Here is a 19,999-nt window from a genome sequence, read left to right as displayed (position 1 = left end):
GGCGGTGGTGGGGTTCAGGGGGCGTCGGCGACGCGGAACGCCGTACGCCTGCTCGGGTCGAGCTCGCCGACGACGGCGCGCAGGTAGCAGCTGGTCGCGAACGTGACGGTGGCGGCGAGCCCGTCGGTGGAGAAGGTGAGCTCGGGGCAGCCCTCGAGGCGGGCGCCCTCGCGGCCGCCGGCCACGGAGGTGAGCAGCGTGGTGGCCTCGCCGGCGGTCGAGCTGAGCAGCGGGTGCAGCCGGTCGGGCTCGCCGCCCCACACGGGGAAGACGTCGTAGGGCACGTCGGCGCCCCCGGCGTCGGCCTCCAGCACCGGCGGCACCACCACGACGACGTCGGTCATCCGCTGCACGGGGTAGGCGTCGTCGCGGGTCTGGGCGCGCAGCGCCGTGCGGCCGGCCTCCGCCGCGGTGTCCACCCAGTCCTCCAGCTCGTCCTCGGTGTCGTCGCCGAGCTCGAGCGGGAAGTCCGCGGTCACCTCGACCGAGCCCTGGCGGGGCACCTGGCCCGGGTCGACGCTCCAGCCGCAGTCCACCTGCACCCCCGTGGCGGCGACGTTGTTGGGCGTGGCGCTGGCCCCGCCCCAGGTGACGGCCGGGCAGGTCGCCGTCCCGGTGGCCGGCACGACCTCGAGGAACGGGCCGGTGAGGGGCGCGTCCTGCGCGGAGTAGGTGAGCGTGAGGGTGACCTCGCCGCTGTCGGGGTCGTACGACGCCTCGCGGTCGACGGTGAGGCCGGTGGGCGACGGGCTGCCGTCGAGCCGGGTGCTCGCGGCCACCGCGGTCGTCGCGGTGCCCGGTGTCCCCGGCGGGGGCGCCGGCTCGTCGGTCGGCGACAGCGCCGCCACGGTGACCCCGGTGGTCAGCACGACCGCCACCGCACCCGCGACGGCCCAGGGCAGCCAACCGCGGCGACCGACGGCGCGCCGACCGCCGAGGGTGCCGCCGGCGGCCGCTGCGTCCTGGGACGTGGGCGGTGACGTGGGCGGCGTCGCCGGGCGCGGGCCGAGGCCGGCGGGGTGCAGGTTGGTCGCGCCGACGTCGAGACGCGCAGGGCTGGCGTCGATCTGCACCGCCGGGGCTCGCAGCATCGTGCCCTGCACGATGTCCCACTCCTCGGGCGCCGGCTGCACCTCCAGGCGCGGGGCGTCGAGCACGCTGTCGGGCAGCTCGCGCAGGGCCCGGGCGGTCGCCGCGGCGGTCATCCGCGTGGCGGGGTCCTTGGCCAGCATCGTGGCGAGCACGGTCCACAGCTCGGCGTCCACCGGCAGCTGGGGCGGCTGCACGGAGGCGTGGCGGAACCCGACGGTGTGGGCCGTGCCGGAGCCGGAGAACGGCGTGCGGCCGCCGAGCAGCTCGTAGAGCAGGATGCCGGCGGCGTACACGTCGGAGGCGGCGCTGAAGCTGCCCTGCACGAACAGCTCGGGCGGCATGTAGCCGGGGGTGCCGAGCAGTCCGGTGGCCTGCACGGTCGACTCCTGGGCGAGCCGGGCGATGCCGAAGTCGGTGAGCAGCAGGTCGCCCGCGTCGTAGGGCCCGGCACCGCGCAGCAGCACGTTGTCGGGCTTGACGTCGCGGTGCAGGCAGTTCTGCTGGTGGGCGGCGTCGAGGGCGTCGAGCACCGCCGCGGTCAGCCGTACGGCGTCACGCGCGCCGAGCGTGCCGACGTCGCGCAGGTGCTTGCGCAGGTCGGTGCCGTCGACGAGGTCCATCACGATCGCGAGGGCGTCGCCCTCCACCACGAGGTCGTGCACCTCGACGATGTTGGGGTGGTGCAGCGACAGCAGGATCGCGCGCTCCTGGATGAAGCGGCCGACGATCTGGGGGTCGTGGGCGAGCTCGCGGCGCAGCACCTTGGCCGCCACCCAGGACTCCTCGACGCGGTCCCAGGTGCGCCACACGGTGCCCATGGCGCCCTCGCCGAGCTCGTCGACGAGCTCGTAGCGGCTGCCGAGGGCGCGGCGGCTCACCGACCCACGCTCGTCGTCCGAGGGCACCCGGGCACGGCGCTCAGCCCGCCGTACGGGTGGCGAACCAGTAGAGCCGCGGGGTCTGCTCGGTCGCGACCGGACGCACCTGCGGGTCCTGCGTGGTCGCCTGGAGGGCCACCACGGCGTCGTCGGGCAGCGCCTGGCTCGAGGAGAAGTCGAGGGCCGGACCGGCCAGGCCCTCCTCCAGGCCCACGGCGAGGCCGGAGAGCGCCTCGGTCACCTCGGCGGGCTCCGCGGAGCCGGCCTCCGCGGCGGCCGCGGCCAGCGCGATCACGGCGTCGTGGCTGGCGGTGTCGGCGCCGGCGGCGACGTCGGCGAACGGCACGCTGTCGAAGAGGTCGCGCAGCTCGGGGTCGCCCGAGGCCAGGCGCAGCGCCGAGAAGTACGACGCGGCGCCGTCGGCCTGGTCGCCCTGGCCCAGCGTCGTGGTGTCGGAGGCGTCGACGCCGGCGGTGGTGAACTGCCCCGCCGGGGTGCCGCCGGCCTCGGTCAGGTCGGCGGCGAAGGTGGGGCTGAGCGCCTCGGGGGTGAGCACCAGCGGCACCGAGACCCCGCCTCCCTGGAGCGCGGCGACGACGCGGGCCTGGGTGGGCGCGGAGGCCGCGACCACCACGCTGTCGGCGGTGCCGGCCTCGACCGCGGCCACGACCCGGTCGACGACGCCGGTCAGGTCGGCCCCGGCGAGGTCCTCACGGGCGGTGGCGTCGACGCCGACGGGCACCCCGTCGGCGGCCACCACGAACGGCTGCTGGAGGTCCTGCTCGCCCAGGGCGGTGCCGAGCGCCTGGTCGACGGCGTCGGCCGACGGACCGGTGGCCCACACCCCCTCGGGCAGGGTGCCGAGGCCGCGGGCGTACGGCAGCAGGAGAGGCACGTCACCGGCCGACGCGGCGTTGACCGCGCCCCGCACGTGGGTGCCGGTGGTGGCGGCGACGATGCCGGCCACGCCGTCCTCGACGAGCTGCCCCACGGCGTCGGCCGCGCCGGCCGCGGTGCCGCCGTCGTCGACGACCTGCAGCTCGACGTCGGCCCCGCCCAGCACGAGGCGGTACGCCGCGACGCGCGCGCCCTCCGCGGCCGGGAGCACGTCCTGGCCCTCGCCGGGCTCGGAGCGCAGGCTCACGACCACGCCGAGGCGCAGCGGGTCGCCGCTGGCGAGCTCGTCGGCGGTGCCGAGCTCGACGTCGGGTGCCGGGGCGGCGTCACCCGACGGCGCGGGCGCGGCCTCCTCCTCGTCGCTGCTGCCGGAGCAGCCGCTGAGCAGGACGGTGGTCAGGGCGGTGGTCACGGCGAGGCCGCGCACCGCCACGACCCGGCGTCGGGGCGGGGTGGAGCGCACCGGTCAGTCCTGGCCGAGGTGGAAGGAGTAGACCGTGAGGTGCTCGACGCCGTCGGCGACCTCGGTGCCGAAGGCCGGCAGCTCCTCCTGGAGCTCCGCGGCCCGCGCCATCTGCTCGCCCTGCAGGAAGGCGTCGGAGAGGGCCTGGCTGCGCACGCCGGAGAAGCGGGAGGCCTGCGCGGTCGCGGAGGTGACCTGCTGGTTGGCCACCGCCGTCTGGGTCGCCCCGGTCACCAGCGAGCCGAGGATGCCCGTGCCGCCCGCCTCGCGGGTGCCGAGGTCGGCCAGCACGTCCTGCAGCGAGCCGGTGAGGCGCGCCTCGGAGTCGTCGACGCTGCGGTTGGCCGCCGAGATGTTCGTGGCCATGGTGGTCACGGCGTCGGCGACGGCGTCGTCGAGGGCGAGACCGGAGGAGCGGACGGTCTGCTCGAGCTGCTGACGCTGGGCGATGATGCGCTGCGCGCCCTCGCCGGTGATCTGGTCGGACACCTTGTCCGACCCCTTCTCGAGCGAGCTGAAGAGGCCACCGAGGCGGGTGCTGGCGTCCTGGCGGGCGTCGTCGGTGTCGGTGATCGCGTCGTCGAGGTCGCCGTTGGTCTCGACCAGCTCGTCCTGCGCCTCGCCGAAGGTCGCCTCGATGTCGGCCTCGAGACCCTCCTGGTTGCAGCGCAGCTTGTGGAAGGCGAGGTAGAGCCGGTTGATGCCGTTGCCGGCCGGCACCGTGCCGAGGACCTCGTCGCACTTGGTGTTGTTGTTCGGGACCGGCACGCCGGGGTCGGGCGAGAGCTGGTCGACGACCTCGATCAGGTCGTCGAGCAGGTCGTCGATGCCACCGCCGGACTCGTCGCCCGAGGTCAGCTTGATGGCGTTGTCGACGAGGCCGCGGGCGCCGCCGACGCTCTTGTCGATCGCGGCGAGGTCGGTGGCGACGGCCGCCGGTGCCGTCGCGGTCGCGACGGTCTCGAGGCCCGCCACGATGGTGTTCAGGTCGGACTCCGGCGTGGCACAGCCGGCGAGTCGCTGGGCCTCCAGGACCTGCGCCTTCAGGGGCTCCGCGGCAGCGACCGAGTCCATCGCGCAGACGGTCGTGGCGAGCGCCGGGAGGGTGGCGCGCGCGGCGGCGAGCTGGGTGTTGGCGGTCGCGTTCGCCGAGGCGAAGGTCGCCCGGACGCTCTCGACCGGGCCGTCGGCGGCCAGCACCTGGTCGAGCTGGACGAGGGCCGCGCGGAGCTTGGCCAGGGCCGGCTCGAGCGGGGCGCCGTCGTCGTCCTCGTCCTCGAGCTCCTCCGCGGCCTCGCGCACCCGGTCGAGCTGGCGGGCCAGCTGGGAGAGGTTGTAGTCGAGGTCGGTCACCAGCGCCTCGTCGAACTGACCGCTCAGGCGGGTCTTCAGGTCGCCCAGCAGGCTGCTCTGCGTGGTGAGCTCCTCGCGGGCGCCCTGGATGGTGCAGATGGCGGAGTCGGGAGCGACGTCGCAGCCGGTGGCGGCATCGGCGGCGGTGCCGATCTGGCGACGCAGCGAGCTGGTGATCTCGGTGCGGCAGGCGCCGCTCGCAGCGCTCAGCGTCTCGAGCTGGCTGGCCACGTCGACCATCTGGCCGTACACGGTGTCGGAGCCGCCCCGGCCGCCGAGGCTCACGCCGCAGCCGTCGGGATTGCCGACGGGCGAGGGGGCCTTGATCTTGGACGGGTCGCCCAGCTTGGCCTTGACCGCGTCGATGCTGGTGGCCAGCGCGGCGGTGGCGGAGTCGGAGGCGCCGGCGAGCTGCTTGCCCATCGAGCCCTGCAGGTCGTCGAGGTCGGTGGTCAGGCCCCGCAGCGAGGAGCTCACGTCGGTGGAGGACTGCTGCAGCTGGGCGATGGTCTCGGCGCCGAGGCGGTCGGCGGAGCCGCCGAGGCGGGCCTCGATGTCGCCGAGCACGCCGCTGGCCTCGGCCAGCACCGCGTTGACGTTGCCGAGCAGCTGGATGGTCTGGGCCTCCATGGACACGGTGCTGTCGGCGTCGTCGGAGAACGCCTTCTCCAGCAGCGCCTCCACCGAGGAGTCGGTGACCAGGCCGGGCTGCACGCTCACGTCGATGTCGGGCACGGTGAGCTCGTCGCCCTCGAGCACGAGGCGGTAGGTGGCGCTGGGGGCCAGCCGGGGCGGGGCCAGCAGCGAGGCCCACTGCACCTGCGCGGCGCCGTCGGCACCCTGGCTGAGCAGGCCGTTGGTGGTGTCCTCGCCCTTGGTGATCACCCGGGCCAGGCCGCCGTCGCCGAGACCGGCGGAGGCCACCACGGTGAGGGGGGCGCCGATCAGGGCGTACTGCGAGCGGGACACGCCGTCGGCGTCGTACGAGATGCGCTCGGGGCGCACGGTGGTGTTCTGCACGGTCACGTCGATGACGGCGCGGCCGCTCTGGCCCTCGAGGTCGGAGAGGTCGGTGCCGGCCTGGTCGCCGAGGCGGTAGGAGGTGGAGATGCGCACCGGCAGGTCGTCGCCGGCGGTCTCGGGGTCGTAGGTCTCCTCGGCGCTGTCGCTGCCGCCCTCGGAGTCCTGGCTGACCATCGTGCCCGACACCGACGAGATGGTGCCGTCGGAGTCGAGGCGTACGTCGACGGCCTGCAGCACCTGGTCGGTGGCGGCCTCCGCGGTGGTGCTGGCAGCGGTCAGCAGGCCGCCGACCAGGGCGACGACGACGGCCGACTGGGCGGTGCGGCGCACCGTGACCCGGCGCTGGTCAGGGCGGGACAGGCTCCTCGCCGAGTGACGGGCGTCAGACATGCTTCTCCTCGAGATGACCGGCGGCCGCCGGGCGGTGGTCGTGCGCGGTGGTGCTCGTGGTGTGCGGTGGGGCAGGCGTGCAGACGGTCCCGGGAGGCCGGGGCCGATGGTGGTGTGCCCACTTTCTGCAGACGGCACACGTGCTCAGGACAGATCACACCACGGAGGGGGGCCCCCGCGCACGCGAACGGCCACGGCTCGCGGGGTCGGCCGGCCCCTGCCCCGCCGGGCCCGGCGTGTCGCGCGGCGCGCCACGCGCTCGCGGGGCGGGCCTAGGGTCGGGCCATGTCCCTCACGCTGGCCGAGGCGCGCCACCGCGCCACCCACCTGACCGACCTGGCCTACGTGGTCGACCTCGACCTCACCGGCTGGGAGTCGGGGCGCTTCGGGGTCGAGGTGATGCTGACCTTCACCACCTCGCTGCCTGACACGTTCCTCGAGCTCACCGCGGGGAGCGACGTCGTGGTCACCGTCGACGGGGTCGAGACCGCGGTGGCCTACGACGGCCGGCGGCTGCCGCTCACCGGGCTGCCCACGGGGGTGCCGGTGCAGGTGGGGGTGCGCGCGTCGGTGCCGTACGTCAGCGACGGCGACGGCATGCACCTGGTCACCGACCCCGCCGACGGACTGACCTACGCCTCGGCGTACCTCGGCATGGACGTCACCCAGCGGGTGCTGCCGTGCTTCGACCAGGTCGACCTGAAGGCGCCGGTCACGCTCTCGGTGAGCGCCGACCCGTCGTGGACGGTGCTGGCCAACGGCCGCGGCACCCACCACGGCGGGGGCCGGTGGACCTTCGCCACCACTCCCCCGGTGCCGGTGGACCAGCTGGTGGTGTGCGCCGGGCCCTGGCACTCCGTCACCTGGGAGCACGCCGGCCTGCCGTTCGGCTGGCACGCGCGCGCGTCGTTGGCCGCCGACCTCGATCGCGACGCCGACGAGCTCAGGGCCACCACCACCGCCTGCTTCGACCACTACGCCGAGCTGTTCGACGAGCCGTACGCCTTCGACTCCTACGACCAGGTGTTCGTGCCGGGGCAGAACTGGGGCGCGCTCGAGACCCCGGGGTGCGTGACCTACCGCGACGAGATCCTGCCGCGCGGGCGCACCACCGACGTGCAGCGCCTGCGCCGCGCCACGGTGGTCGCCCACGAGATGGCGCACATGTGGTTCGGCAACCTGGTCACGATGCGCTGGTGGGAGGACACCTGGCTCAACGAGAGCTTCGCCGACTACATGGGCTACCGGGTGGCCGCCGACGGGGCCGGCTTCGCCGGCACGCTGGTGGCCCACGAGGCCGGGCGCAAGCCGGCCGCCCACGACGCCGACGAGCGGCGCTCCACCCACCCGGTGGCCCCGCTCGCCGAGGACGTGCCCGACGTCGACGCGGCGTTCGCCAACTTCGACGCGATCTCCTACGCCAAGGGCAACTCCTGCCTGCGCCAGCTGGTGACCTGGCTGGGCGACGACGACTTCCTCGCCGGGGTCAACACCCACCTGCGCCGCCACCGCTTCGGCAACGCCACCCTGGCCGACCTCGTCGACGCCCTCGACGAGGCCTCGCCGCGCGACGTGCGGGCGTGGGCCGAGGTGTGGCTGCGCCGGCCCGGCTTCGACACGGTGCGGGTCACCCGCGACGGTGACGTGCCGGTCGTCGCACGCGAGGGCGTGCGGCCCCACCGGCTGCGCGTCACGGCGTACGACGGCGCGGCGGGGGCGCCGCGCGAGGTGGGCTCGCGGATGGTCGACCTGGCCGACGAGCCGGTGCGGCTCGAGGAGTGGGCGGGTCTCGCGGTGGTGCCGAACAGCCACGGCGAGACCTTCGCCCGGCTGCGCCTCGACGAGCGGTCGTGGGGCGTGGTGGTCGACGGCCTCGGGGCGGTGGAGGACGACCTGGTGCGCACCGTGCTGTGGACCACCGCGTTCGACCTGGTGCAGGACCGCGCGGTCGACGCGGCCAGCCACCTCGACCTGGTGGCGCGACACCTCCCGGCCGAGCGCAACGTGGCGCTGCTGCAGGCCGTGCTGGGCCGCACCACCGACGCCGTGCTGCTGCGGCGGCTGCCGGCCGAGCGCGCCGGGGCCGCCCTCGAGGTGGTGGCGGGCGCCTGCCGCGACGGGCTGGCCGCCCTGGCCTCTCCCGCCCCCGGCTCGCCCGGCGCGCAGCTGGCGATCGCGTTCACCGGCGGCCTCGCGGGCAGCACCCACGACGCCGACCTGCTGCGCGGCTGGCTGCGCGACGGGGTCACCGCCGACGGCGTCGAGCTCGACCCCGGGCTGCGGTGGGCGGTCGTGCGGCGCCTGGCCGGTCTCGGCGGCGCCGACGAGGCGCTGGTGGACGACGAGCGCCGCCGCGACGCCGGCATCGGCGGCGAGCTCGGCGCGGCCGCCGCCCTCGCCGCCCGACCCACCGAGGAGGCGAAGGAGCAGGCGTGGCGGGCCGCCGCCGACGACGACCAGGTCTCGAACCGGATGTTCGAGGCGCTGCTCTCGGGGCTCTGGTCGCCCGAGCAGGCCGACCTGGTCTCGCCGTGGGTGGGCCGCTACCTCGACGAGGGACCCACCATCGCCGCCCGCCGCGGCCAGGCCTTCTCACAGGTCGTCGGCCGCGCCTTCCCCCGCGTCGCCTTCTCCCCCGACCAGGTCACCCGCCTGCGCGACGCGCTCACCGGCGACGTGCCGACGGTCCTGCGCCGGCACTGGGACGACCGCCTCGACGACCTGGGCTGACCCGCCCGGGGCAGGTCCCAGCGCGGGCTGCGGAGGTCTAGACACGGGCGCTGCGCGCCCTCCCGACCCCCGAACGGAGGCCGGGCCCCCTCGGTGGTCGAGTGCCGAGGAGCGCCAGCGACGAGGTGTATCGAGACCACCCACCCGTTCGCCGCGACCCGGACACGGGCAGGTCCCAGCGCGGGCGGCGGAGGTTTCGACACGGGCGCTGCGCGCCCTGCTCAACCAACGAGCGAGGGGCGCTGCGCGCCCAGCCGACCGACGAACGTGCCGGGCCCCCCTCGGTGGTCGAGTGCCGAGGAGCGCCAGCGACGAGGTGTGTCGAGACCACCCAGCCGTCCGCTCGAACCCACCCGGGACAGGTACCAGCGCACGCTGCAGAGGTTTCGACACGGGCGCTAGCGCGCCCTGCTCAACCAACGAACCGGGCCCCCCTCGGTGGTCGAGTGCCGAGGAGCGCCAGCGACGAGGTGTATCGAGACCACCCGCCCGTTCGCTGGGACCGGACGCGGGCAGGTCCCAGCGCAGGCTGCGGAGGTTTCGACACGGGCGCTGCGCGCCCTGCTCAACCAACGAGCGAGGGGCGCTGCGCGCCCGGCCGACCGACCGACGAGCGAGGCCGGGCGTCCGACCGGGGTCGGCTCAGGTGTGGCCGTCGAACATCGAGGTGACGGAGCCGTCCTCGAAGACCTCGCGGATGGCGCGGGAGACCAGGGGCGCGATGGAGAGGACGGTGAGCTTGTCGAAGTGCCGGTCGGCGGGGATCGGCAGGGTGTTGGTGACGATGACCTCGGTGGCGGGGCTGTTCTTCAGCCGGTCGACGGCGGGGTCGGAGAGGATCGCGTGGGTGGCGGCGATGATGACGCCCGCGGCGCCGTCGGCCATCAGCGCGTCGGCGGCCTTCACGATGGTGCCGCCGGTGTCGATCATGTCGTCGGTGAGCACGCAGATCTTGCCGGCCACCTCACCGACCACGCGGTTGGCGACGGTCTCGTTGGGGCGGTCGGTGCGGCGGGTCTTGTGGATGAACGCCAGCGGGGCGCCACCGAGCTTGGCCGACCAGCGCTCGGCCACCTTGATCCGCCCGGCGTCGGGCGAGACGACGCACAGCTGCTGGTCGCCGTACTTCTCCATCACGTAGTCGGTGAGGATCGGCAGCGCCATCAGGTGGTCGACGGGGCCGTCGAAGTAGCCCTGGATCTGGTCGGCGTGCAGGTCGACGGCGATCAGCCGGTCGGCGCCGGCGGTCTTGAAGAGGTCGGCCATCAGCCGCGCCGAGATGGGCTCGCGGCCGCGGTGCTTCTTGTCCTGGCGGGCGTAGCCGTAGAACGGCATGACCACGGTGATCCGCTTGGCGCTGGCGCGCTTGAGCGCGTCGACCATGATCAGGTGCTCCATGATCCACTCGTTGATCGGCGCGGTGTGGCTCTGCAGCACGAACGCGTCGCAGCCGCGCACCGACTCCTCGTAGCGCACGTAGATCTCGGAGTTGGCGAACTCGTAGGCCGACGTCGGCACGAGGTTGACGCCGAGCTGGTCGACCACCTCGAGCGCGAGCTCGGGGTGGGCCCGTCCCGTGAAGACCATGAGGTTCTTCTCGGTGGTCTTCTTCATTCCGGTCACGTCGCTGCCTTCGGTCGCGAGGAGGTGGGACCCCTGCAGTGTGTCGCAGATCGAGTGCGGTGCCCACGCCGGGTCCACGTCAGGCGTCAGGGGTGTGCGACACCTCTCGTTCACCCTCGCGTCGCGCGGACGACGCCGCTGCGGCCTCGGCCTGGGCGGTGCCCGCGCGGCGCGCCTGCGCCCACCCCTCGACGATGCGCAGCGGGCCGGCCGAGACCGCCAGGGCGCCGGCCGGCACGTCGGCGCGCACCACGGTGCCACCGCCCGTGGCGGCGCCGTCGCCGATGGTGAGCGGGGCGACGAAGGTGTTGTTGGACCCGGTGCGGGCGTGCCGACCGACGGTGGTGCGGTGCTTGGCCACGCCGTCGTAGTTGGCGAAGATCGTGCCGGCGCCGATGTTGGTGCCCTCGCCGATCTCGGCGTCGCCGACGTACGAGAGGTGCGGCACCTTGGCGCCGTCGCCGAGCACGGCGTTCTTGGTCTCGACGAACGTGCCGACCTTGGCCTCGACACCGGTGCGGGTGCCGGGACGCAGGTAGGCGAACGGGCCGACCGTGCTGCCGGCGCCGACCACGGCCAGCTCGCCGTGGGTGCGCACCACCCGGGCGCCCGCGCCCACCTCGCAGTCCTTCAGCGTGGTGTCGGGGCCGACGACGGCGTCCTCGGCCACCACGGTGGCCCCGAGCAGCTGGGTGCCGGGCAGGATCGTCACGTCGGGCTCGAGCACCACGTCGGAGTCGATCCAGGTGGTGTCGGGGTCCATCACGGTGACGCCCTCGCGCATCCAGCGCTCCACGATGCGGCGGTTGAGCTCGCGGCCGAGCGCGGCCAGCTGCACGCGGTCGTTGGCGCCCTCGGTCTGGCGGACGTCGTCGATGGCGTAGGCCCCGACCATCATCCCGCCGTCGCGGGCGAGCTGGACGAGGTCGGTGAGGTAGTACTCGCCCTTGGCGTTGTCGTTGCGCAGGTGGGGCAGCGACTCCACCAGGAAGTCGCCGTCGAAGGCCATGATCCCGGAGTTGATCTCGCCGATCTCGCGCTGCGCGGGGGTGGCGTCCTTCTCCTCCACCACCGCCACGACGTCGCCGTCGGGGTCGCGCACCACGCGGCCGTAGCCGTGGGGCTCGGGCACCAGTCCCGACAGGATGCTCACCGCGCGCTGGGCGGCCTCGTGGTCGGCGGCGAACGCACGCAGCGACTCACCGCTCAGCAGCGGCGTGTCGCCGTACGCCACCAGCACGGTGCCGCTGGGCCTGCCCTGCGCCGCGACCAGCGCGTCGACGGCCACCCGCACGGCGTGGCCGGTGCCGTGCTGCTCCTCCTGCACCGCCAGCACGGCGTCGGGAGACAGCGCGGCGATGTGGGGACCCACCTGCTCGCGCTGATGACCCACCACCGCCACCACCCGCCGCGGCTCCAGCGCACCGACGGCGGCCAGGACGTGGCCGATCATCGTGCGCCCCCCGATGGGGTGCAGGACCTTCATCGTCTTCGACCTCATCCGGGTGCCGCCTCCGGCGGCCAGGACGATGACGGTCACGTCGTTCAACTGTTCCTCCATGCTCCCCGGGCAGGAGTCGAACCTACGCCAGTGGTCCTGGTCGAGGAGCGACTTCGCCCGTCCCACCTGTGGGTCTCGCCGGGGATGGTCAGTACGGGCGCATGGTTTCACAGGTCCGGGCGCGGCGGGCCGGTCCGGTGCCGCGGAGGGGTGTGGCCTCAGCGCACCATCCGGACCACGGCGACCACGGTGTCCCGGACGGCCGGGGCGTGCTCGGAGGCCGCGCGGACGGCGAGCCTGCGGCTGTCGCCCGCGGTGGCGGCGCGGGCCGGGCCGGTCCTGACGGTCAGCGTGACCGCCCCGCCCGGCGCCAGCTCGGCGGTGCGGTAGGTGCCCGCCGTGACGGCCCGGGTCACGTCCGTCGTGCCGGCCAGGTACTGGACGGTGAACTCGGGGCTGCGCGCCGCGCCGCGCACCGTCAGGGCGTCGCCCACGTCGCCCCGGTTGGTCAGCCGGACCTGGTAGGTGGCGACGGCCCGCGCCCGGACCCGCTGGCTCACCCGCTGGTCGGCGCCGTAGGACTCGACCCCGACGTAGGCCCCCGTCGTCGACCGGATCGCGGCGTCGGGCCGGTGGCGCGGCTCGGGGTCGACCGGCGCGTCCCCCACGACCAGGGTCTGCTGGGCGGTGCTGGTGTTCTGCGCCGCGTCCGTGACCGTGGCCACGACCGTGTAGGAACCCTCGGGCACGTCGGTCGCGCTGACGCTCCAGGTGCCGCCGCTGCGCACGACCGCAGTGAGGTCCTGCCCACCGATGGCGACCCGGACGGTCGTGCCGGCCCGCTCACCGGTGGTGCCGTAGGTCCAGGGCGAGGTGTCGTCGGTCGACCGGGTGGCGCCCCCGTCGATGGCGATGACCGGCAGCGTCACGTCGATCACCAGGACCTGGGTGGCGCTGCCGGTGCTCCCGGCGCGATCGGCGACCGAGGCCACCACGGAGTGGGCCTTCTCCTCCAGCGGGCCTGCGTCGACGCTCCAGGAGCCGTCGGCGGCCGACGACGAGACGAGGGTGCGCCCGTCCACGGTGACGGTCACCGGCGTGCCGACGGGCTCGTCGGTCGTGCCGGTGACCGTCGGTGCCGCGTCGTTGGTCTCGCGGAGGGCACCACCGTCGATGCCGACGCTCGGCGCGGAGAGGTCGACGACGAGGACCTGGGTCGCCGTGCCGACGTTCTGCGAGGCGTCGGTGACCGCGGCCACGACGTCGTGGGGCCCCTCGACCAGCGTCGTCGCGCTGACGGCCCAGGCGCCGGCGGCGCCGACCTTCGTGGTCAGGACCTGGCCGCCGGGCCCGTCCACGGTGACGGTCACCGGCCGACCGGTCGGCTCGTCGGTCGTGCCCGAGATCATCGGTGTCGTGTCGTTGGTGGACCTGGTGTCGCCGGCGTCGATGGTGACGACCGGGGCCGTCAGGTCGTCCTTGGGCTCGGTGACCGGGGTGTTGGCGAGGGTGACCGTCGACGGGGTGAGGACACGTCCCTTGAGCGAGGCGCCCTCGCCGAACGCGACGGCGCCGGCGGCCAGGAACGTCCCGACGTACTTGGCGCCGGCGCCCATGGACACCGCGCCGTTGACCTGCCAGAACACGTTGTTCGCCAAGGCTCCGTCGGTCAGCACCACCTTCGTGGCCGCGGCCGAGCTGAGCGCCGCCCCGACCTGGAAGACGAAGACCGCGCTCGGGTCGCCGTCGGCGTCGAGGGTCATCGTGCCGGTGTTGGTGAAGGCCGCCGCACTGGTGTGGACCCCGGGCCCGAAGGTCTTCCCGGCCTGGTCGCCGGCGAAGGCGCTGGTGCTGGGCAGCGCCACCACCTGGTCGTAGGCCGCCTGCCGGTCCTCCTGCGCCGCCTCGGCGGCCGCGTCCTTGTCGTGCACCGCGCCCTCGACCTCGCCCGGCGGGAACCCGGAGATCGTGCCGGTGGGGCTGAGCCCCAGGTCCTTGGCGAGCACGGTGGCCGCGCCGGTGCTGGCGACGCCGGCACCGGCCAGCACCGAGTAGGCCTCGGTCGTGCCGAGGTCGACCGCGGGGGTGGGCGCCTCGACGGCCGAGGCGACCCCGACGGTCGAGACCGTCGCCAGGGGGACGACGACCAGCAGGGCGGACAGTCCGAGGGCCACCCGCGCGATCGAGGTGCGGGGGGTGGTGCGGGGACGGGCACGGGTCGGCAGCATGGGGGCGCCTTCGGTCGAGGCACCGCGAGTGTCCGTCTGGTGCTCCAGACGAGGGGGGGTCGCGGTTGCCTGCACCCGCAGTGTGCGCGCCGCACGGCCACGCGTCCGACGAACGCCGATCCTGTGGCCGTTCGGCTCGCGGACGGGTGTGGCACCGTGCCGTGGCACGGGCCGGTCAGCTCCCCGGGATGGAGTCGAACCATCGTCGCTAGTCCTGATTCAAAGTCAGGCGGGCCCTGCCGGCAGACCAACCGGGGATAGGTGCCACAGGGTATGGCCCGCCCCGCCCCCGCGCACACCAGCCCGCGACCACCGCACGGCCCGGATCGCTACGGTGGCGGGGTGGACCTGCCCGTGATGCCGCCCGTCCAGCCGATGCTCGCGAAGTCGGTGGCGGGGGTGCCCGACCCGGCGTCGCTAGGCGGGCTGTCGTTCGAGCCGAAGTGGGACGGCTTCCGGTGCCTGGTGTTCAAGGACGGCGATGAGGTGGAGCTGACCTCGCGCAACACCAAGCCGCTCACCCGCTACTTCCCCGACGTGGTCGCCGCGGCGCGCGAGCAGCTGCCGGAGCGGTGCGTGCTCGACGGCGAGCTGTTCGTCGCCTCCGAGGGCCGCCTGCAGTTCGAGGTGCTGCAGGAGCGCATCCACCCCGCCGCGTCCCGCGTCGACCTGCTCGCCGCCACGACCCCGGCGTCGTTCGTGGCCTTCGACCTGCTCGCCCTCGACGACACGTCGTACGTCGACCACCCCTTCCGCGAGCGCCGCGCGGCGCTGGAGGAGGCGCTGACCCCGCTGGCCGGGCTGGGCGGGCCGTGCCACCTGACCCGCACCACCACCGAGCAGGCCGAGGCGCAGCGGTGGTTCGAGCAGTTCGAGGGCGCCGGGCTCGACGGGGTGGTGGCCAAGCGGCTCGACGCGCCGTACAGCCCGAACGGGCGCACCATGCTGAAGGTCAAGCACGTCCGCACCGCCGACGTGGTGGTGGCGGGTTACCGCGAGCACAAGACCTCCACGCCGGAGAAGCCACTGCTGGGCAGCCTGCTGCTGGGGCTGTACGCCGACGGCGTGCTGCAGCACGTCGGGGTCAGCGCGAGCTTCACCGCGGTGCGGCGCGCCGCGCTCGTGGAGGAGCTCGCCCCGCTGGTCTGCCCGGTCGAGGAGCACCCGTGGGGGGCCTGGGACGAGTGGGCCGTGGCCAACCCCGACCGGGTGCCGGGCACGCAGAGCCGGTGGAGCGCCGGCAAGGACCTGTCGTTCACGCCGCTGCGCCCCGAGCTGGTGCTGGAGGTGAAGTACGACCACATGGAGGGCCGCCGCTTCCGCCACACCGCGCAGTTCCAGCGCTGGCGGCCCGACCGCGACCCGGCGTCGTGCGGCTACGAGCAGCTCGAGGAGCCGGTGCGCTACGACCTGGGCAGCGTCCTGGGGGCCTCCGGAGGCTCGGGGGACGTCGCCGCGACGCACTAGGGTCGCGGCATGAGTGAGCACAGCCAGCCCGTGACCCCGTCCTCCGCCCCCGCCGACTACGACGTCGTCCTGCTCGTCGAGCAGGCGCTGAGCGCCGGTGACGCCGCGCAGGTGCGCTCGCTGCACGACGCCATCGAGGAGCCGGTCACCTACCACGTGCTGCTGCCCGTCGAGGACGCCGCGGCGCAGGTGCAGGCGGCCATGGGCTCGCTGTCCGGGGAGCCGCTGGCCGCGCCCGCGGTCACCCTGGGCGAGGTCGACCTCGACGCCGTCGAGCAGGACGCGCGCCACCGCGCCGTGGAGGGCCTCGCCGCGACGGTGCACCACCTCCAGGCCTCCGGCGTCACCGTGCACGGCGAGCTGGTCGCGACCTCGCCGGTGGAAGCCCTGGCCGCCAAGGTGGCGCAGGTCGACGGCCGCGAGGCGATCATCCTCACCCAGCCCCACGTGGTCGCGGAGTTCTTCCACGTCGACTGGTCGTCGCAGGCGCGGCGCAAGCTGGGCGTGCCGGTGCTGCACCTGCTCGAGCACGAGAGCTTCGACGAGCAGGCCGGCGGCGGCGAGGGCGTCTCGCTCATCTGAGCGGCCACCCCGGTCGCACACCGCGACCGGACGTCGACGGCCCCCGGTTTTGTTGACGAACTGTGGATTTCGCTTTGCCCCGTTGTGAGGCCCACCCGCCTAGTGTTCTGGTCGTCGGACAGCCGGGGGGCTGACCGGCACGACGGTCCGAGTCGGCGAAGCACCGCGATCCTGGGGGGAACGCGGTCACGACGACGAGGACCGGGTCCAGGAGTCCGGGGGGACTCCACAGGTCGCCGGGGGGCGACCGGACCACTGACAGGAGACCCGCCCGGCCACCGGCCGGGCGGGTCCCTGCATTTGCGGGCCCTGCGGATCGGACGCCCCGGCGGCCCTCAGTCGACGACGGCCGCCCGCACCACCATCACGTCGGACAGGTGCCGCACGACCTGGCGCCAGGTGTCGCCGCCGTCGGCGGAGCCCCACACCGACCCGTCGCGCGCGCCGACGTACAGCCCGGCGGAGGCGTGGGTGTCGGTGCACATCGCGTCGCACATCACCGCGACGTAGAAGTCGTCGGGCAGGCCCTCGCCCAGCTCGGTCCACGACGAGCCGGCGTCGCGCGAGCGCCACACGCGGGCCCGGCCCTGCGGCGGGTAGCGCCCCTCCCCGATGGGGAAGACGTACACGGTGTCGGGCTCGTGGGGGTGCACCACCACCGGGAACCCGAAGTCGGAGGGCAGCCCGTCGTGGATGGGCTCCCACCGCGCGCCGGCGTCGTCGGAGCGGTAGACGCCGCCGTGGTTCTGCAGGAACAGCCGCTCGGGGTGCGCGGGGTGGCGGGTCACCTTGTGCACGCACTGGCCGAACTCCGGGTACTGCTCGCCCTCGGGGAGGAAGTCGGCACGGATGCCGTGGTTGGCCGGCGCCCACGACGCACCGGCATCGGTGGTGCGGTAGACGCCTCCGGTGGAGATGGCCACCGTCACCGCGGCCGGGTCGGTGGGGTGCGGCAGCACGGTGTGGAACGCCTGGCCGCCGAAGCCCTCGCCCCACTGGGGTCGGTGCGGGTGGTCCCACAGCGCGGTCTGCAGCGCGAAGGTCTCACCGCAGTCGTCGGAGCGCCACACCGCGCCCGGCTCGGTGCCGGCCCAGACCACCCCGGGCGTCGCGCCCGCCACCAGCTGCCAGACCCGCTCGACGGAGGCGTCCACGCCGGCGGGGAAGCGCACGCCCCCGTCGGGTGCCTCCTGCCAGGTGGCGCCGAGGTCGTCGGACCAGCGCACCCGCGGACCCAGCCAGCTCGACGAGGCACCGGCCAGCAGCCGCACCCTCCCGTCGCGGGTGTCGACGAGGCAGGAGTACACCTCCTCCAGGTCGAAGTGGGGGCCGGTGAACGTCCAGTCCTCCCGGGCCTCGTCGGACGTGCCGAGCCACAACCCCTTGCGGGTGCCCACCATCAGGACGGTGCGTGCCATGTCGGTTCCTCTCCTCGCGCGCTGTGTGCCTAGGTTGACCCGGTGAGCGCCCGGAAGTCATCGCCCGACCTGCGCCGGGTCCTCACCTCCCCCGTCGTGCTGGTGCTGGTGGGCATCGCGTCGGTGCAGTTCGGGGCCGGGGTGGCCAAGAGCCTCTTCGACGAGGTCGCCCCCACCACGATCGTGTGGCTGCGGCTGGCCTCCAGCGTGGTGATCTTCGCGCTGCTCGTGCGTCCCCGCCTGCGCGGCCACACCCGCACCGACTGGCTGGTCGTGGTCGGCTTCGGCCTCGCCCTCGGCAGCATGAACTGGGCCATCTACCAGGCCTTCGCCCGCATCCCCCTCGGCATCGCAGTGACCATCGAGTTCATCGGCCCGCTCAGCCTGGCCGTCCTCGGCTCGCGACGGCGCCGCGACCTGGTGTGGGTGGGCCTCGCGGCCGCCGGCGTGGCCCTGCTCGGGCTCGACACCGACGGCGTCACCTGGGCCGGCGTCGGCTTCGCGCTGCTGGCCGGGGCGGCCTGGGCCTGCTACATCCTGCTCAGCGCGCAGACCGGACGCCGCTGGGAGGGCGTCGACGGGCTGGTGGTGGCCAGCCTGGTCGCCACGGTCGTGCTCACGCCGTACGTCGTCGGGCCGGGCCGCTCCGACCTCGACGGGATCACCATCCTGCTCCTCGGCGCCGCCGTCGGCCTGCTGAGCTCGGTGGTGCCGTACAGCTGCGAGCTGGTGGCGCTGCGCTCGCTGCGCCCCGCGGTGTTCGGCATCCTGATGAGCCTGGAGCCGGCCGCCGCGGCGCTGGCCGGCCTGCTGGTGCTCGGCGAGACCCTCGGCGTGGCGCAGTGCCTGGCGATGGCGTGCGTCGTCGCGGCCAGCATCGGCGCGACCAGGTCGGGGCGACCGGTGCCGGCGCCCGTGCCCGACTGAGCCCGAGGACGTCGTTCACCGGGACGTCACACCACGGTGACGCCCACGTCGTGGGGGCTGCCTACGGTGGGGGCTCTCCGGCCCCAGGAGCCCCCGATGTCGCACGACCTGTCCCACCACCTCCCCCGTCCCCTCTCCCACCGGCTGGTCCCCCGACCGCCCACCTCGCTCGGCGCCGCCCTCGTCGGCGCGGTCGCCGACGCCCGCCCGTGGCGCCCCGTGGTGCGTGCCGCCGTGGCCGCGCAGGCGTGGCCCCGCACCTCCCAGCAGGCCGCCTGTCGCAACGCGATGGTGGCCAGCACCGCCCTGGCCCGCACCCGCGCCGAGCGCGAGGAGGTGGAGACGTTCCTGGCCGCACGCGCCCTCGACGCCGGCTCCCCCGCCCTCGGTCCGGACGCCGCGCGCGCCCACCGCTGAGCCAGCCCGACCCCCGCCCGACCCCCCGCACCGGCCGGGGCAGGGAGCGATGCAGGTCACGCCCCACGGGGCGGCTCCTGCGGCATGATCGGGGCATGTCGACCTCACCCGCACGCACCGCGACCCCGCCGTCGCTGAGCCACCACGAGGTGCTCGCCGACGACGGCACCCGGCTCCGGGCCTGGACCAACGACGCCGAGGGCCGCTTCGACGGCCCGACCGTGCTGCTGTGCAACGGCCTCGGCACCAGCCCCTTCGCCTGGCCCGCGCTGCTCGAGCCGGACTGCGGCGTGCGGGTGGTGTCGTGGTACCACCGCGGCACCGGCGGCTCCGAGCGCCCCAGCGACCCCGCACGCGTGAGCGTGGAGGACTTCGTCGAGGACGGGCTCTCGGTGATGGACCACTTCGGCATCGACCGGGCCGTGCTGATGGGCTGGTCGATGGGGGTCAACACCATGTACGAGCTGGCCCGGCGCCACCCCGAGCGGGTCTCCGGGCTGTTCGCGGTGGCCGGCGTGCCCGGCGACACCTTCGCCACCATGCTGGGCCCGCTGCACCTGCCCCACGCAGTGGCGCGGGCGCTCACCGTCGGCGCCTCGCGGGCCCTGCGCGTGGCCGGGCCGCTGCTCACGCCCCTCTCCTCGCGCCTGCCGGTCGGCGAGCGCACGATCACCCTGCTCAGCCACACCGGCTTCATGCTCCCGGTGGCCGACAAGGCCGCGGCGGCCCGCGCGGTGAAGGAGTTCCTCACCACACCGCTGGGCTGGTACTTCCACCTCGCGCTGCGCACCTCCGAGCACGCCCGGGTGCCGCTGCGCGACGTCCGGGTGCCCGCCGCGTTCGTCGCCGGCACCTGGGACCTGCTCGCCGGCGCCCGCGACATGGCCACCGCGGCCGACCGGGTGAGCGGGGCGACGTACGTCGAGCTGCCCTGCAGCCACTTCGTGTCGCTGGAGGAGCCCGCCCTGCTGCACGCCCTGCTGCGCGACTTCCTGACCCGGGTGGCCTGA

General features: G+C 74.6%; 13 protein-coding genes and 1 tRNA gene. 6 read left to right on the top strand and 8 right to left on the bottom strand.

Annotation, left to right across the window (positions count from 1 at the left end; genetic code table 11):
* Nucleotides 1-14 precede the first annotated feature (14 nt).
* Genes AC4OR8_RS08695 through AC4OR8_RS08685 form a run of 3 tightly spaced genes read right to left on the bottom strand, consistent with a single transcriptional unit; the run spans nucleotide 15 to nucleotide 6,096 of the window.
* The gene (locus tag AC4OR8_RS08695) at nucleotides 15-1,970 is read right to left on the bottom strand and encodes a serine/threonine-protein kinase (protein WP_492165136.1); all 1,956 of its coding nucleotides are present in this window, start codon (nucleotides 1,968-1,970) and stop codon (nucleotides 15-17) included.
* Between the two features lie 40 nt (nucleotides 1,971-2,010).
* Nucleotides 2,011-3,330 (bottom strand): ABC transporter substrate-binding protein, encoded by a 1,320-nt coding sequence (locus tag AC4OR8_RS08690; protein WP_492165135.1) that lies wholly within the window; start codon nucleotides 3,328-3,330, stop codon nucleotides 2,011-2,013.
* A 3-nt stretch (nucleotides 3,331-3,333) separates the two neighbouring features.
* A complete protein-coding gene (locus AC4OR8_RS08685; RefSeq protein ID WP_492165134.1) occupies nucleotides 3,334-6,096 on the bottom strand; it encodes a hypothetical protein in 2,763 nt (920 codons plus the stop codon).
* A 285-nt stretch (nucleotides 6,097-6,381) separates the two neighbouring features.
* Between AC4OR8_RS08685 and pepN the strand changes: the two genes are divergently transcribed.
* Nucleotides 6,382-8,826 (top strand): aminopeptidase N, encoded by a 2,445-nt coding sequence (gene pepN, locus AC4OR8_RS08680; protein ID WP_492165133.1) that lies wholly within the window; start codon nucleotides 6,382-6,384, stop codon nucleotides 8,824-8,826.
* Nucleotides 8,827-9,468: 642 nt separating this feature from the next.
* On the opposite strand, the gene AC4OR8_RS08675 is transcribed toward pepN, so the two are convergent.
* The 4 genes from AC4OR8_RS08675 to AC4OR8_RS08660 form a co-directional block, all read right to left on the bottom strand.
* Nucleotides 9,469-10,449, bottom strand: coding sequence for a ribose-phosphate diphosphokinase (locus AC4OR8_RS08675; RefSeq protein WP_492165132.1), 981 nt, complete (start codon nucleotides 10,447-10,449; stop codon nucleotides 9,469-9,471).
* Between the two features lie 79 nt (nucleotides 10,450-10,528).
* On the bottom strand, nucleotides 10,529-11,989 hold the full coding sequence (glmU, locus tag AC4OR8_RS08670; protein ID WP_492165131.1) for a bifunctional UDP-N-acetylglucosamine diphosphorylase/glucosamine-1-phosphate N-acetyltransferase GlmU: 1,461 nt from the start codon (nucleotides 11,987-11,989) through the stop codon (nucleotides 10,529-10,531).
* 179 nt (nucleotides 11,990-12,168) lie between these two features.
* The gene (locus tag AC4OR8_RS08665) at nucleotides 12,169-14,178 is read right to left on the bottom strand and encodes an ice-binding family protein (RefSeq protein ID WP_492165130.1); all 2,010 of its coding nucleotides are present in this window, start codon (nucleotides 14,176-14,178) and stop codon (nucleotides 12,169-12,171) included.
* Between the two features lie 179 nt (nucleotides 14,179-14,357).
* Nucleotides 14,358-14,436, bottom strand: a tRNA-Gln gene (locus tag AC4OR8_RS08660).
* An 84-nt stretch (nucleotides 14,437-14,520) separates the two neighbouring features.
* On the opposite strand from AC4OR8_RS08660, the gene AC4OR8_RS08655 reads away from it, so the two are divergent.
* Both AC4OR8_RS08655 and AC4OR8_RS08650 read left to right on the top strand, forming a co-directional pair.
* Nucleotides 14,521-15,645: an ATP-dependent DNA ligase gene (locus tag AC4OR8_RS08655; RefSeq protein ID WP_492165129.1), complete on the top strand. Its 1,125-nt coding sequence runs from the start codon at nucleotides 14,521-14,523 to the stop codon at nucleotides 15,643-15,645.
* A gap of 9 nt (nucleotides 15,646-15,654) precedes the next feature.
* Nucleotides 15,655-16,227 (top strand): hypothetical protein, encoded by a 573-nt coding sequence (locus tag AC4OR8_RS08650; protein WP_492165128.1) that lies wholly within the window; start codon nucleotides 15,655-15,657, stop codon nucleotides 16,225-16,227.
* A gap of 335 nt (nucleotides 16,228-16,562) precedes the next feature.
* Here AC4OR8_RS08650 and AC4OR8_RS08645 read toward each other — a convergent pair whose 3' ends face one another.
* The gene (locus AC4OR8_RS08645; protein WP_492165127.1) at nucleotides 16,563-17,645 is read right to left on the bottom strand and encodes a WD40/YVTN/BNR-like repeat-containing protein; all 1,083 of its coding nucleotides are present in this window, start codon (nucleotides 17,643-17,645) and stop codon (nucleotides 16,563-16,565) included.
* A gap of 42 nt (nucleotides 17,646-17,687) precedes the next feature.
* On the opposite strand from AC4OR8_RS08645, the gene AC4OR8_RS08640 reads away from it, so the two are divergent.
* The 3 genes from AC4OR8_RS08640 to AC4OR8_RS08630 all read left to right on the top strand — a co-directional run bounded on the left by AC4OR8_RS08640 (nucleotide 17,688) and on the right by AC4OR8_RS08630 (nucleotide 19,999).
* Nucleotides 17,688-18,572, top strand: a complete 885-nt coding sequence (locus AC4OR8_RS08640; RefSeq protein WP_492165126.1) for an EamA family transporter — start codon at nucleotides 17,688-17,690, stop codon at nucleotides 18,570-18,572.
* Between the two features lie 96 nt (nucleotides 18,573-18,668).
* Complete coding sequence (locus tag AC4OR8_RS08635; RefSeq protein WP_492165125.1) at nucleotides 18,669-18,989, top strand: hypothetical protein; 321 nt, start codon at nucleotides 18,669-18,671, stop codon at nucleotides 18,987-18,989.
* A gap of 95 nt (nucleotides 18,990-19,084) precedes the next feature.
* On the top strand, nucleotides 19,085-19,999 hold the full coding sequence (locus tag AC4OR8_RS08630; protein ID WP_492165124.1) for an alpha/beta fold hydrolase: 915 nt from the start codon (nucleotides 19,085-19,087) through the stop codon (nucleotides 19,997-19,999).

The organism is Nocardioides sp. FY1077 (assembly GCF_058681775.1).
The sequence above is the reverse complement of the archived record's forward strand: the minus strand, read 5'-3'. Positions and strand labels throughout refer to the sequence as shown.